The following is a 12,996-nucleotide window of genomic DNA, read 5'->3' as shown; positions in this document are numbered from 1 at the left end:
CCGAGTCTGGAACTCAGTCCGGCAGCAGCAGATGCAGATCGCCGAATTCGTGCCACAGGTAGCGGCGCCGCACCGCCTCGGCGTAGGCGCGCCGCAGCGCCGCCCCGTCCGCCGTCACGGACGCCACCGCCTGAAGCATCAGCAGATGCGAGGCGGTGGGCTCGTGCAGCCCGGTGAGCAGGCCGTCCACCGCCCGCACCCCGCGCTCCGGCGTCACCACCAGCTCCGTCCAGCCGGCCGCCGCCCGCACCCGCCCGTCCGCCCCGGCCGCCGACTCCAGCGCCCGTACGGCGGTGGTGCCCACCGCGATGATCCGTCCCCCGAGGGCGCCCCGCGCCGGACCGCCCGCCCGCTGCGCCGCCCTGTGCTGCGCCCGTGCGGCGTTCACCAGCCACGCCGTCGTCGGCGGCACCGTGAACCGCTCCGGATACGGCGGCTCGAACGCCTCCGCCGACGCCACCCCCGTGTGCAGCGAGATCGGCGCGAACTGCACCCCCCTGCCGACCAGCCGCGCCACCAGCTCCGGGGTGAAGGGCCTCGCCGCGCTCGGCATCTCCGCGCTGCCGTCACCGGGGGAGTCCTCGGCGAACACCGTCTGGTAGGCGGCCAGCGGCTGGTCCCGGTCCGTATAGCCGTAGCGGATCGGCCGCCCGTGGCGGCGCATCAGCTCCGGCACCCGCACGCCCGCCGGCCGCGCCCACCACAGCCGCCGGCCGCCGGGGTCCACCGGGGCCTGGAGCACCAGCCGTCCCCCGCCCGGCAGCCGCACCGTGAGCCCGGCCGGTCCGCCCGCCCGCGGCCGGGAGCTGCCCAGGCCGTCCGGGCTGCGCAGCTCCACCGCCCAGCAGCCGGCCACCGCCCGGCCCGCTGGGTGCCGGCGGTCCGCCCGGGTCGAGAAGTGCACCACCACCGGCTCGCCGCGTCCGCGTCCGTCGCCGATCCTGCCGTCCACCGCCGCGGGCAGTGTCCGTGAGGTGTTCACCACCAGCACGTCCCCGGCCGCCAGCAGCTCCGGCAGCTCATCGAAGGTGTGGTGGCCGATTGCGCCCGCGCCCCGGCTCACCATCAGCCGTACGGCATCCCGGCCCAGGCCCGGTCCGCGCTGCTCGGCCGGCACCCGTGCCGACAGCTCCCGCGGGACCGGGAGCACCTCCGCGATCACCGGAAACTCGCACCGTCGGGCGCGGCCGCCAGGTCCGCGGCCGTGTACCGCCCACTGGCGGCCGCCCCGTCCAGCAGCCGCAGCAGCGCCGGGACCACCGTCCGGGGCAGCGGTCGCCCGGAGCCGTCGTCCTCCGGCACCGCGGCCGCGTACAGATCGGTCCGCATGTCGCCCGGGTCCACCCACCACACCCGCAGTCCCGGCTCCTCCACCGCCAGCACCGCCGACAGCTGGTCCAGCGCCGCCTTCGAGGCCCCGTAACCGCCCCAGGTCGGGTAGGCCTCGACGGCGGCGTCCGAGCTGAGGGTGAGAACGGCGCCATGCGCCCCCACATAAGGGTGCGAATCGGACAAGTCACTCTTTTGGGAATTCTCGGAGTAAGGGTGTGGATCGTATGCCTCGATGGGGTGCTCATCTCCCCAAAAGGGAATGTCCCCTATATAAGGGGCCTCTGCTTCATACGAGGGCGGATAGGAGAAATAAGAGGAGTCACGCAAAAGCGGCAAAGACTCCTTGATGAGCTCCAGTGGTGCCACCACGTTCACCTCCAGCGCCCGCCGCAGCCCCGCCGCCGGCAGCTCCGCCAGCCGCACCAGCGGCTCGGCCCCCAGCGCACTGGCGTTGTTCACCAGCAGATCGAGCCCGCCCAGCTCCCCGGCCGCGGCCACCAGCGCCGCCCGGTGCCCGCCGTCCGCCACGTCCCCGGGCAGCGCCACCACCCGCGTCCCCGCCCCGCGCAGCTCCCGCGCCGCCTCGGCCAGCGGACCGGCCGACCTGGCGTCCACCACCAGGTCCCAGCCCCGTCCGGCCAACGCCCCGGCGAGCGCCAGGCCCAGCCCCTTCGATGCCCCCGTGATGACCGCCACCGGCATGATCGCGTCCCCTTTCCCGGCCGGGCCCGCACAGCCGAGCCCACGCCCTCACCGTAGGAACGCCACCGCCCCGCCGACGTCGGCCGGCGGACCGGCCGTGGCCAGGGCATTCGGCCTAGGCCGCGGGTCCTAGGCGGAAGGCGTCGCCGGACCGATACGGGCCGCTCACCCCGCCGGTACGGTGAGGCCATGACCAACGGACCGGGAGCCGGGATCCCCGCGGTGAGCACCGCGATCCTGGCGATGAGCAGGCATTTGGAGGTACGCGACGTCCTGAAGACGATCGTGGCCTCGGCCCGCGAGCTGCTGGACGCCGAGTACGCCGCCCTCGGGGTGCCCGACGACCACGGCGGCTTCGCCCAGTTCGTGGTGGACGGCGTCAGCGCCGAGCAGTGGAAGGCCATCGGCCCACTGCCCCGGCAGCACGGCATCCTCGCCGCGATGCTGCACAACGCCACTCCCGAGCGGCTCGCCGACGTCCGCGAGGACCCCCGCTTCGGCGGCTGGCCGGCGGCCCACCCGGACATGTCCGACTTCCTCGGCCTGCCGGTCGCCGACGGCGACGAGATCCTCGGCGCCCTCTTCCTCGCCAACAAGCGCTGCCCCAAGCCCGACGGCGGCTGCGGCTTCACCGAGGACGACGAGCGGCTGCTCGGCATACTCGCCCAGCACGCCGCCATCGCCCTGACCAACGCCCGCCTCTACGAGCGCAGCCGCGAGCTGACCATCGCGGGCGAGCGCGCCCGCCTCGCCCACGAACTGCACGACGCGGTCGCCCAGAAGCTCTTCTCGCTCCGCCTCACCGCCCAGGCCGCCACTGCCCTGGTCGACCGCGACCCGGCCCGCGCCAAGGACGAACTGCACCAGGTCGCCGCGCTGGCCGCGGAGGCCGCCGACGAACTGCGCGCCGCCGTCGTCGAACTGCGCCCCGCCGCCCTGGACGAGGACGGACTGGTCGCCACCCTGCGCTCGCAGATCCAGGTCCTGGACCGTGCCCACTGCGCACGGGTCACCTTCGCGTCCCAGGGCGTACGGGCGCTGCCCGCCGCCCAGGAGGAGGCCGTGCTCCGGGTCGCCCAGGAGGCGCTGCACAACGCCCTGCGGCACTCGGGCGCCGAGCGCGTCGAGGTCACGCTCTCCCGCAGCGGTCAGGGGGCGCTCCTGCGGATCGCCGACGACGGCAGCGGCTTCGACCCGAAGGCCGTCCGCCGGGCCGGCCGCCACCTCGGCCTGGTCTCGATGCGCGACCGCGCCGGCGGCGTCGGCGGAAAGCTCACCGTGGAGTCGGAGCCCGGCAAGGGCACCGCTGTCGAGATGGAGGTGCCCGGTGGCTGACGCCGGCTCAATCCGCGTACTGCTGGTCGACGACCACCAGGTCGTCCGCCGGGGTCTGCGCACGTTCCTGGAGGTCCAGGACGACATCGAGGTGGTGGGGGAGGCCTCCGACGGGGCCGAGGGCGTCGCCGCCGCCGAGCAACTGCGCCCGGAGGTCGTCCTGATGGACGTCAAGATGCCCGGGATGGACGGCATCGAGGCGCTCCGCAAGCTGCGCGAACTGGACAACCCCGCACGGGTGCTGGTGGTGACGAGCTTCACCGAGCAGCGCACCGTCGTCCCGGCACTGCGCGCGGGCGCGGCCGGCTACGTCTACAAGGACATCGACCCGGAGGCGCTGGCCGCCGCCATCCGCTCCGTCCACGCCGGCCATGTCCTGCTGCAGCCCGAGGTGGCCGGCGCGCTGCTCTCCCAGGACGAGGGCAACGGCGGCCAGGGGCGCGGCACCTCGCTCACGGAACGGGAGAGCGAGGTGCTGGGCCTGATCGCGGACGGCCGCTCCAACCGCGAGATCGCCCGTGCGCTGGTGCTGTCCGAGAAGACCGTCAAGACCCATGTCTCCAACATCCTCATGAAGCTCGACCTCGCCGACCGGACACAGGCGGCGCTGTGGGCCGTCCGGCACGGCATCGGGGCCTGAGACCCGCACCGCTCCGGGGATCCGACGGTCGTCCCGTACGACAATGCGTCAAGCCGAACGTCGACTTCCGATCAGAGATTCATACTGTCGTGTAGCCGTAGCCCGTTTGGCGTATCTCTCCTCGGGGCGGGCCGTTGTTCAGAGCAGTCGTGGCGGCTGGTCACGGCAACGGCAATGAGGAGCAAGAGAGTGAAGAACATCAAGCGCGCAGCGGCCATCACGATGGTGGCGAGCGGTCTCGCCCTCGCGGGCGCCGGCGTCGCTTCGGCCCACGGCCCGCAGGCCGGCGGCCAGGCCGTGCACTCCCCGGGCATCGTCTCCGGCAACAACACCCAGGTGCCGGTGAACGTCGCCACCAACGTCTGTGGCAACAGCCTCCACATCGTGGGCATTCTCAACCCCAACTTCGGTGAGCGCTGCGTCAACAACTGACCGAGGCCCCACCTGCATGATCCGCGTGACCCGCGCTCCGTCATGAACCCCGCGGGTCACGCCGGACCGGCCCCGTCACCCCTTGGACGAGCGGCCGGTCCGCTCCGCACCACCACCGTCGTCCGTGGCCCCGTGCCACCACCTAAGGAACTCAACTCATGAACACCGTCAAGAAGGCCGCCCTCGTTCTCTCCGCCACCGGTCTGGCCCTCGGTGCCGCCGCCGGCGCCGCGTTCGCCACCGACGGTTCCCAGGCCGGCGGCCAGGCCGTGCACTCCCCGGGCATCGTCTCCGGCAACAACACCCAGGTGCCGGTGAACATCCCCGTGAACGTCAACGGCAACAGCGCCAACGTGGTGGGGATCGGCAACGCCGTCTTCGACAACGTCAGCGTCAACAACTGACGCAGCCTGATCACGGGCTGAACAGCTCACCTGCCCCGAGCTGTTCAGCCCGTGGGCGCTGTCGGCCGTCGGGCACCCGGCCGGCCCCCGGCTCCACACAGCAACCGTCGTTTGCGGCCCTGTGCCACCACGTAAGGAACTCACACTCCATGAACACCGCCAAGAGGGCCGCACTCGTCGTTGCCACCACCGGGCTGGCCCTTGGTATCGCCGCCGGCTCCGCGTCCGCCGCCGGCGGGGCCCAGGCCGACGGCAAGGCCGAGAACTCCCCGGGCATCGGCTCGGGGAACCTGGTCCAGGTCCCCGTCCACGTGCCCGTGAACGCCACCGGCAACAGTGCCAACGTCGTCGGGGTGCTCAACCCCACCTTCGACAACGAGAGCGCGAACAGCTGAGGTTGCCCGGGACGGGGCGAACAGCTCACCTGCCCGAGCTGTTCGCCCCGTCCCGGCAACGGCCCCGTCGTCGACCACACAATGGTCCGGCGGGGCCCGTTCCGTTCACCCCCGGCGCCGCTCGCGCTCCTCCATCGCGGAGTTGTACGCCGCCACCTGCGCCCGCCGGGCCGTGCGCTCCACCGGCCGCAGCGCCTCCGCGCGCGCCGCGATCTCCGACGAGCTCACCGCCCCGCCGTGCTCCCCGTCCCCGCCCGCCGCGCGGGCGATGTCGATCAGCGCGCCGACCCGCTGCGCGAGCTCCAGCACCCGCACCGCGCGCGGCGGATACCCGGGGGCCAGCACCTGCCGTCCGGCCTCCGCCCGCGCCCGGTACGCCTCCAGCGCCGCCTGCGCCACCGGACCGGACCCGGCCACATCCAGCTTCGAGAGCAGCTCGGTGGCCTCCCGCAGCGCCTCCGCCAGCTCCCGCTCCGCCTCGCCCAGCGACGGCACATCGGCCGGATGGCCCTCGCGCGCCGGCAGGCAGCGCCAGACCACCTCCACATGCACATCGGGCGCGGCGCCGCCCTCGGGCCCGGCCTCGTACGCCTCCGGGACCAGCCCCAGCCCGGCACCCGCGGCGAGCACCGCCTCCCCGGCCTCCAGCGCCCGCGCGTTGAATTCCGGCGGGCCGCACAACCCCAGCGGATGCCCCGGCACCGGCAGCGCCACCCGCAGGCCGACCGCCCCCAGCGCCCGCAGCCGGCCCAGCGCGAGCGTCAGCCCGACCGGCTTCTCCTCCCCGGGCAGGCCTTCCACGCGGTGCACCGCATCGTCGTCCGCGATCCGATGCGCGGCTTCATCTGGCGAGACAAGTCCGGCCAAAAGGGCATTTCCCCATGCCGCCAGCCGTCCCGAGCGAGGTTCATCGAGCATGGCCCCCAGCCTAGGGAACGGCACTGACAACGAGTGGCGTAGGTTTGCAGGGGGGCTGCGCCTACAGGTGTACGCGACGACCGAGAAGCAATGGGAGACAACGCGCTCATGAGCGATGTGCTGGAGCTGGTGGACGTATCCGTGGTCCGCGAAGGACGGGCTCTGGTGGACCAGGTCTCCTGGTCGGTGAAGGAGGGGGAGCGCTGGGTGATCCTCGGCCCCAACGGCGCCGGCAAGACCACCCTGCTGAATGTCGCCTCCAGCTACCTCTTCCCGACCAAGGGCACCGCCTCCATCCTCGGAGAGCAGCTCGGCAAGGTCGACGTCTTCGACCTGCGCCCGCGCATCGGCGTCGCCGGCATCGCGCTCGCCGACAAGCTGCCGCGCAGCCAGACCGTCCTGCAGACCGTGCTCACCGCCGCCTACGGCATGACCGCGAGCTGGCAGGAGGACTACGAGGACGTCGACGAGCAGCGCGCCCGCGCCTTCCTCGACCGCCTGGGCATGACCGCCTACCTCGACCGCAAGTTCGGCACCCTCTCCGAGGGGGAGCGCAAGCGCACCCTGATCGCCCGCGCGATGATGACCGACCCCGAGCTGCTCCTGCTGGACGAGCCGGCCGCCGGCCTCGACCTCGGCGGCCGCGAGGACCTGGTGCGCCGCCTCGGCCGCCTGGCCCGTGACCCGTACGCGCCCTCGATGATCATGGTCACCCACCACGTCGAGGAGATCGCCCCCGGCTTCACCCACGTCCTGATGATCCGTCAGGGCAAGGTGCTCGCCGCCGGCCCGCTCGACCTCGAACTGACCTCCAGCAACCTCTCCCACTGCTTCGGCCTGCCGCTGATCGTCGAGCGCAACGGCAACGACCGCTGGACCGCGCAGGGACTGCCGCTGACCTGAGCCCCGCCGGTCGCCCGCCGCCCACCCCCGTAGGAGCCCCTGACGCGGCGCCGGCCCCGGTCGCCGACCGATCGCGCCCTGTCCCGGTCCGCCGCACGGACCTACCATGAAGCCGTGGATCCATGGGTGTGGTGGCTGATCGCCGCCGTAGGACTGGGTATTCCTCTCGTCGTGACCGCGATGCCCGAATTCGGGATGCTCGCGGTCGGCGCCGTCGCCGGTGCCGTCACCGCAGCGGTAGGTGGCGGCACCGTCCTCCAATTCATCGTGTTCGCCGCCGTATCGGTGGCGCTGATCGCCGTCGTACGGCCGATCGCCAACCGCCACCGCGGCCAGGGCCCCCAACTCGCGTCCGGAGTCGACGCGCTCAAGGGCAGGACCGCCACGGTCCTGGAGCGGGTCGACGGCGGCCAGGGCGGCCGCATCAAACTCGCCGGCGAGATCTGGTCCGCCCGCGCCCTGGACACCGAGCGGGTCTACGAACCCGGCCAGCAGGTCGACGTCGTCGAGATCGACGGCGCCACAGCCGTCGTCATCTGACCTGAACACGCTGCGCCACGAGCCATGTCTCTGAAAGACTGATCAACGGCAAGCCGGTCACACCGGCCGGCACGGACCAGCAACGAAGGGCACGGGAGCCGCTGTGGAACCGATCATCATCGTCCTGATCATCCTGGTGGTGCTCGTGTTCATCGCACTCATCAAAACGATCCAGGTCATCCCACAGGCCAGCGCCGCCATCGTGGAGCGATTCGGCCGCTACACGAGAACCCTGAACGCGGGCCTGAACATCGTCGTCCCGTTCATCGACTCCATCCGCAACCGCATCGACCTCCGCGAGCAGGTCGTGCCGTTCCCGCCGCAGCCGGTGATCACCCAGGACAACCTGGTCGTGAACATCGACACCGTCATCTACTACCAGGTGACGGACGCGCGCGCGGCGACGTACGAGGTCGCCAGCTACATCCAGGCCATCGAGCAGCTCACGGTCACCACCCTGCGGAACATCATCGGCGGCATGGACCTGGAGCGGACCCTGACCTCCCGCGAGGAGATCAACGCCGCGCTGCGCGGCGTCCTGGACGAGGCCACCGGCAAGTGGGGCATCCGCGTCAACCGCGTCGAGCTCAAGGCCATCGAGCCGCCGACCTCCATCCAGGACTCGATGGAGAAGCAGATGCGCGCCGACCGCGACAAGCGCGCCGCCATCCTCCAGGCCGAAGGTGTCCGCCAGTCCCAGATCCTGACCGCCGAGGGCGAGAAGCAGTCCTCCATCCTGCGCGCCGAGGGTGAGGCAAAGGCCGCCGCCCTGCGCGCCGAGGGCGAGGCCCAGGCGATCCGGGTGGTCTTCGAGTCCATCCACGCCGGCGACCCGGACCAGAAGCTGCTGTCCTACCAGTACCTCCAGATGCTCCCGAAGATCGCCGAGGGCGACGCCAACAAGCTCTGGATCGTGCCGAGCGAGATCGGCGACGCCCTCAAGGGCCTCGGCGGCGCCATCGGCAACTTCACCCCGCCGACCGGCGGCGGCTCCATCCCCAAGCCCAGCACGCCGAAGCACGAAAATCCGCCGATCGACTGACCAGCGCGCGCCCCTGGGGCATGATCGGGCGAGACCGTACCGATCATGCTCGGGGGAGCCAGCGTGACCATGTGGGAAGCCGTAGCCGTCCTCGCCGCGGGAGTCGGCGCCGGCACGATCAACACCATCGTCGGGTCCGGGACCCTCATCACCTTCCCGGTGCTGCTCGCCTTGGGACTGCCGCCGGTCACCGCCAACGTCTCCAACACCCTGGGGCTGGTGCCCGGTTCGCTCAGCGGCGCCTTCGGCTACCGCCGTGAACTCTCCGGCCAGCGCCGCCGCCTGCTGCGCTTGGGGACCACCGCCCTCCTCGGCGGCCTGGGCGGCGCGATCCTGCTGCTGGCGCTGCCACCGGAGGCGTTCGCCATAGTCGTCCCGGCGCTGATCGCGGTCGCGCTCGTCCTCGTCGTCGCACAGCCCGCGCTCTCCGCCCGGCTCCGTGCCCGCCGTGAGCGCAGCGGCACCACCGCACACCCCGAGGGCGGCCCCCTCCTGCTCCTCGGGATGCTGCTCGCCAGCGCCTACGGCGGCTACTTCGGCGCCGCCCAGGGCGTGATCTACATGGCCTTGATGGGCCTGACGCTCGACGAGGACCTGCAGCGGCTCAACGCGACAAAGAACGTCCTCGCCGCGATGGTCAACGGCATCGCGGCGGTCTTCTTCCTCTTCGTCGCCACCTTCGACTGGGCCGCCGTGGGCCTGATCGCCCTCGGCTCCACCCTCGGCGGCCTGCTCGGCGCGAAGATCGGCCGCCGGCTGCCGCCCACCGCCCTGCGCGCCGTGATCGTCGTCGTCGGCCTGCTGGCCATCGTCCAACTCCTCCTCAAATAGCGGGAGTCGGACGACGGCCCAGCGAGCGGACGGCGCTACGCCGGCAGGGCCAGCCACTCCGGCAGTGCCTCCCGTACGGACACCCCCAGCGTCGACAGCAGCGCATCCGCCGGCGTCGGCTCGAACGGCCGCCGCAGCAACTGCATCCCCGCCTGCTCCGGCGTACGGTCGGCCTTGCGGTGGTTGTCCTCTGCGCACGAGGCGACGGTATTGAGCCAGGTGTCCCCACCGCCGTGCGAACGCGGCACCACATGGTCCACCGTGGTCGCCCGGCGCCCGCAGTACGCGCACCGGTGCTGGTCACGCACCAGCACACCCCGCCGCGACCACGGCGCCCGTTTTCGGAACGGCACCCGTACGTATCTGCTCAGTCTGATCACTTGCGGCACCGGCACGTCCACCGAGGCGGCCCGGATCCGCAGCCCCGGGTGCGCATGTTCGACGACGGCCTTGTCCTGCATGACCAGCACCACCGCGCGCCGCAGCGACACCGTCGCCAGCGGCTCGAAGCTCGCATTCAGCACCAGCGTCTCGCGCATCCCGTCCACCTCCCGGACCCGCTCCGCCCCCGTGGCGAAGTTGCTCCACTGTGCAGCGGCAGGTATTCCCCGAACAACGCAATTTCCGCATGCCACAAGGGAAATGGAGCGAGATCAGAAGATGAAGAAGAGGTGGTCCGGCGGCACCCCGCACACCGGGAACGGCATCGCTCCGGGCCCCACCCCCGTGAGACACGCGGGACCCGGAGCGAACGGCAGCCGGCGAGGACGCCCGACACACAAACGGGCTCCGGCAAGCGACTGGCGACACACCTGCGCCCCGCCGCTCCCGCCACTGCGGTACCAGCTGCCCGACGCCCGTGTTACGGGGCGGCGGCGCATATACCACTCTGCGTGCCGGAAGCGCCGGGGCGCAACGGAATTACGGGGCTCAGCCCGCCGGGACCTCGTACTCGGCGATCAACTGGGCCCGGCCGATCGCGTGGAAGCGCAGATTGAACCCCACCACCGCGGGCGAGGCCTCCGCGTCCGGCCCCAGCTTCTCCTGGTCCACCGCGTACACCGTGAACACATACCGGTGCGGCCCGTCCCCGGGCGGCGGCGCCGCACCCCCGAAGTCCCGCGTGCCGTAGTCGTTGCGGACATGGACGGCGCCCTCGGGCAGCCCCTTCATCTCCCCGGACCCGGCACCGGCCGGCAGCTCGGTCACCGACGCCGGAAGGTCGAACAGCGTCCAGTGCCAGAAGCCGCTGCCCGTCGGCGCGTCCGGGTCGTAGCAGGTGACGGCGTAGCTCTTCGTCCCCGCGGGAGCGCCCTCCCACCGCAGGTGCGGCGAACGGTTCCCCTCGGCGAAGACCTGCTCCGGCCGCAGCGTCCCGCCCGGCTCCACCTCATCGCTCAGTACCGTGAACTCCGGCACCGGCGGATGGAAATCGTGCGGGAGCGGCCGCCGCTTCAGCTCGGACACGCAAACCTCCTGGTCGCTTGCTGACACCTTGTCCGGCCAGGTTAGAGCCAGTTCCGCTTGCCACCGACCTCCGCCAGCCACTGGTTGAGGTACGCCGCCCAGTCGGTCCCCTCGAAGTCGTTGAGCCCGACCGTGAACGACCGGTAGGTGTCCGACCCCTCGGTGAACAGCCCCGGCTTCTTGTCCATCTCCAGGATGACGTCCATCTCCCGGTCGTCCGCCACGAACGACAGCTCGACCTGGTTCAGCCCCCGGTACTGCTGCGGGGCGTGGAACTCGATCTCCTGGTAGAAGGGCAGCTGCTGCCGCGTCCCCCGGATGTGCCCCTGCTCCAGGTCGGCGGCCTTGAAACGGAACCCGAGCCGCCCGAACGCGTCGAGGATGGCCTGCTGCGCCGGCAGCGGGTGGACGTTCACCGGGTCGAGGTCACCGGAGTCCACCGCGCGGGCGATCGCCAGCTCCGTGGTCACCCCGACGCTCATCCCGTGCAGATGCGTCCCGAGGAACGTGGTGATCGGCGTCTCCCACGGAATCTCCAGCCCGAACGGCACCGTGTGCGCCGCACCCGGCTGCACCTCGAACGCCCCGCCCAGCTGCACCTTGGTGAACTGGATGTTCCGCTTGTACTCCTCGTCGCCGCTCTCGACCTCGACCCGGGCCTGCAGTCCGACCGACAGCCCCTGGATCTCCTGGGCGACGGACCCGCCCTGGATCCGCACCTCGCCCTGCGCCACCCCGCCGGGGACCACGTTCTCCTCGAAGAGCACCGTCTCCACCGACGCGCCCCCGGCACCCAGGCTCGCCAGCAGCTTCTTGAATCCCATGCTCGTCCTCCCCAGGCGGAACGCCTGTGCTGTGTTGTCGCGCGCCGAGATCTCGGCTCGGTTCCTGCGCATCGTTTCCTACGAACGCGAAACCGCGAAGGCCGGTTCCACGGCCCCACCTTCCCAACCCCGACGCCCCGCTGGCCAGCCGGCACCCACCACCGCTCCACTACCCTCGGGCCGCATGACCGACGTACCGGAACGAATGCCGCTCCACCGCGACTTCTTCGACCGCCCCGTCGTGGAGGTGGCCCCCGACCTCCTGGGCCGCACCCTCGTCCGCCACACCCCCGACGGCCCGATCGAACTCCGGCTGACCGAGGTCGAGGCGTACGACGGCGAGTCCGACCCCGGCTCCCACGCCTACCGTGGCCGCACCGCCCGGAACGCCACGATGTTCGGCCCGCCCGGCCACGCCTACGTCTACTTCATCTACGGCATGTGGTTCAGCCTGAACGCGGTCTGCGGCCCCGAGGGCCAGGCGAGCGGTGTCCTCCTGCGCGCCGGCGAGATCCTCACCGGCGCTCCACTCGCCGCGGCCCGGCGCCCCAAGGCTCGCAGCGCCAACGAGCTGGCAAAGGGCCCGGCCCGCCTGGCCACCGCCCTCGACATCGACCGCGCCCTCGACGGTGTGGACCTGTGCGCCGGCGGCCAAGCCCCCCTCACCCTGCTGCACGGCCGCCCGCCCGCGCCCGAGCGGGTACGCAACGGCCCGCGCACCGGCGTCGGCGGAGACGGAGCCGACCACCCTTGGCGCTACTGGATCGCCGACGACCCGACGGTCAGTCCGTATCGCCGGCACGTCCCCCGCCGCCGCACGGCCGGCGCAACTTGACTCTCCACGGTCAACCGCCTAACGTAGCCCGAGCCGTTGGAGACGGGCAGCGCTATCTGCGCAGACCGCCAGGCGGCACAACCAACTACTCTCAACGACTCCCTGACGGGTCTTATTCGGCGTTGCCGAAATTCGATCCGCCGGCTCGATTATGAGCCGCAAGGGAAAGCCGCTAAAGTAGTAACCACGCCGAAAGGGCAGCCGGAAAAGCTGCTCCGAGGCAAACCTCCGACGGAAATCGGAACCGGAATTAAGCAAAACCGGATCTGCTAGAGTCGGAAACGCGAGGAAGCCGAAAGGTGGAAACGCACCGGCGAAAATCGGAGCCGCAAGGATCTGATAGAGTCGGAAACGCAAGACCGAAGGGAAGCGCCCGGAGATCCTGGTGAAACAGGA

16 protein-coding genes are annotated in these 12,996 nt (G+C 71.6%); 10 read left to right on the top strand and 6 right to left on the bottom strand.

Going from position 1 to position 12,996, the window contains the following annotated elements; all coding sequences use genetic code 11:
- Positions 1-13: 13 nt before the first annotated feature.
- Both AC0680_RS29430 and AC0680_RS29425 read right to left on the bottom strand, forming a co-directional pair.
- The gene (locus AC0680_RS29430) at positions 14-1,162 is read right to left on the bottom strand and encodes an S-adenosylmethionine:tRNA ribosyltransferase-isomerase (RefSeq protein WP_478634612.1); all 1,149 of its coding nucleotides are present in this window, start codon (positions 1,160-1,162) and stop codon (positions 14-16) included.
- Positions 1,159-2,034 (bottom strand): SDR family NAD(P)-dependent oxidoreductase, encoded by an 876-nt coding sequence (locus AC0680_RS29425; protein WP_478634609.1) that lies wholly within the window; start codon positions 2,032-2,034, stop codon positions 1,159-1,161. The genes AC0680_RS29430 and AC0680_RS29425 overlap by 4 nt, the downstream gene beginning before the upstream one ends.
- 189 nt (positions 2,035-2,223) lie before the next feature.
- Between AC0680_RS29425 and AC0680_RS29420 the strand changes: the two genes are divergently transcribed.
- The 5 genes from AC0680_RS29420 to AC0680_RS29400 all read left to right on the top strand — a co-directional run bounded on the left by AC0680_RS29420 (position 2,224) and on the right by AC0680_RS29400 (position 5,240).
- Positions 2,224-3,369, top strand: a complete 1,146-nt coding sequence (locus tag AC0680_RS29420; RefSeq protein WP_478634605.1) for a GAF domain-containing sensor histidine kinase — start codon at positions 2,224-2,226, stop codon at positions 3,367-3,369.
- Positions 3,362-4,009 carry a response regulator gene (locus AC0680_RS29415; protein ID WP_478634602.1) on the top strand — a complete coding sequence of 216 codons (648 nt, stop codon included), beginning with the start codon at positions 3,362-3,364 and terminating at the stop codon, positions 4,007-4,009. The genes AC0680_RS29420 and AC0680_RS29415 overlap by 8 nt, the downstream gene beginning before the upstream one ends.
- Positions 4,010-4,198: 189 nt before the next feature.
- Positions 4,199-4,441: a chaplin gene (locus AC0680_RS29410; protein WP_384441776.1), complete on the top strand. Its 243-nt coding sequence runs from the start codon at positions 4,199-4,201 to the stop codon at positions 4,439-4,441.
- 158 nt (positions 4,442-4,599) lie between these two features.
- The gene (locus tag AC0680_RS29405; protein ID WP_384441779.1) at positions 4,600-4,845 is read left to right on the top strand and encodes a chaplin; all 246 of its coding nucleotides are present in this window, start codon (positions 4,600-4,602) and stop codon (positions 4,843-4,845) included.
- Between the two features lie 149 nt (positions 4,846-4,994).
- Complete coding sequence (locus AC0680_RS29400; protein WP_478634598.1) at positions 4,995-5,240, top strand: chaplin; 246 nt, start codon at positions 4,995-4,997, stop codon at positions 5,238-5,240.
- A gap of 105 nt (positions 5,241-5,345) precedes the next feature.
- Here AC0680_RS29400 and AC0680_RS29395 read toward each other — a convergent pair whose 3' ends face one another.
- The gene (locus tag AC0680_RS29395; protein ID WP_478634595.1) at positions 5,346-6,158 is read right to left on the bottom strand and encodes a hypothetical protein; all 813 of its coding nucleotides are present in this window, start codon (positions 6,156-6,158) and stop codon (positions 5,346-5,348) included.
- Positions 6,159-6,248: 90 nt separating this feature from the next.
- Between AC0680_RS29395 and AC0680_RS29390 the strand changes: the two genes are divergently transcribed.
- The 4 genes from AC0680_RS29390 to AC0680_RS29375 all read left to right on the top strand — a co-directional run bounded on the left by AC0680_RS29390 (position 6,249) and on the right by AC0680_RS29375 (position 9,474).
- Positions 6,249-7,061 carry an ABC transporter ATP-binding protein gene (locus tag AC0680_RS29390; protein WP_384441788.1) on the top strand — a complete coding sequence of 271 codons (813 nt, stop codon included), beginning with the start codon at positions 6,249-6,251 and terminating at the stop codon, positions 7,059-7,061.
- Positions 7,062-7,187: 126 nt separating this feature from the next.
- Positions 7,188-7,601, top strand: a complete 414-nt coding sequence (locus tag AC0680_RS29385; RefSeq protein ID WP_478634827.1) for an NfeD family protein — start codon at positions 7,188-7,190, stop codon at positions 7,599-7,601.
- 103 nt (positions 7,602-7,704) lie between these two features.
- A complete protein-coding gene (locus AC0680_RS29380) occupies positions 7,705-8,643 on the top strand; it encodes an SPFH domain-containing protein (protein ID WP_384441791.1) in 939 nt (312 codons plus the stop codon).
- Between the two features lie 63 nt (positions 8,644-8,706).
- Positions 8,707-9,474 carry a sulfite exporter TauE/SafE family protein gene (locus AC0680_RS29375; protein WP_478634590.1) on the top strand — a complete coding sequence of 256 codons (768 nt, stop codon included), beginning with the start codon at positions 8,707-8,709 and terminating at the stop codon, positions 9,472-9,474.
- 35 nt (positions 9,475-9,509) lie between these two features.
- On the opposite strand, the gene AC0680_RS29370 is transcribed toward AC0680_RS29375, so the two are convergent.
- The 3 genes from AC0680_RS29370 to AC0680_RS29360 form a co-directional block, all read right to left on the bottom strand.
- Complete coding sequence (locus tag AC0680_RS29370; protein WP_384441797.1) at positions 9,510-10,013, bottom strand: HNH endonuclease; 504 nt, start codon at positions 10,011-10,013, stop codon at positions 9,510-9,512.
- Between the two features lie 391 nt (positions 10,014-10,404).
- Entirely contained in the window at positions 10,405-10,941 is a 537-nt protein-coding gene (locus AC0680_RS29365; protein ID WP_384441800.1) for a YbhB/YbcL family Raf kinase inhibitor-like protein, read from the bottom strand.
- Between the two features lie 41 nt (positions 10,942-10,982).
- A complete protein-coding gene (locus tag AC0680_RS29360) occupies positions 10,983-11,765 on the bottom strand; it encodes a sporulation protein (protein WP_478634586.1) in 783 nt (260 codons plus the stop codon).
- 184 nt (positions 11,766-11,949) lie between these two features.
- Between AC0680_RS29360 and AC0680_RS29355 the strand changes: the two genes are divergently transcribed.
- On the top strand, positions 11,950-12,600 hold the full coding sequence (locus AC0680_RS29355; RefSeq protein ID WP_478634583.1) for a DNA-3-methyladenine glycosylase: 651 nt from the start codon (positions 11,950-11,952) through the stop codon (positions 12,598-12,600).
- Positions 12,601-12,996: the final 396 nt, after the last annotated feature.

It is taken from the genome of Streptomyces sp. NPDC043738 (assembly GCF_056436545.1).
This window is presented reverse-complemented; position numbering and strand designations above follow the sequence as displayed.

Coding starts and splice junctions, on each gene's coding strand:
- AC0680_RS29360 (WP_478634586.1), bottom strand. CDS start 11,765: ATGGGATTCAAGAAGCTGCTGGCGAGCCTGGGTGCCGGGGGCGCGTCG.
- AC0680_RS29420 (WP_478634605.1), top strand. CDS start 2,224: ATGACCAACGGACCGGGAGCCGGGATCCCCGCGGTGAGCACCGCGATC.
- AC0680_RS29395 (WP_478634595.1), bottom strand. CDS start 6,158: ATGCTCGATGAACCTCGCTCGGGACGGCTGGCGGCATGGGGAAATGCC.
- AC0680_RS29425 (WP_478634609.1), bottom strand. CDS start 2,034: ATGCCGGTGGCGGTCATCACGGGGGCATCGAAGGGGCTGGGCCTGGCG.
- AC0680_RS29390 (WP_384441788.1), top strand. CDS start 6,249: ATGGGAGACAACGCGCTCATGAGCGATGTGCTGGAGCTGGTGGACGTA.
- AC0680_RS29400 (WP_478634598.1), top strand. CDS start 4,995: ATGAACACCGCCAAGAGGGCCGCACTCGTCGTTGCCACCACCGGGCTG.
- AC0680_RS29370 (WP_384441797.1), bottom strand. CDS start 10,013: ATGCGCGAGACGCTGGTGCTGAATGCGAGCTTCGAGCCGCTGGCGACG.
- AC0680_RS29405 (WP_384441779.1), top strand. CDS start 4,600: ATGAACACCGTCAAGAAGGCCGCCCTCGTTCTCTCCGCCACCGGTCTG.
- AC0680_RS29355 (WP_478634583.1), top strand. CDS start 11,950: ATGACCGACGTACCGGAACGAATGCCGCTCCACCGCGACTTCTTCGAC.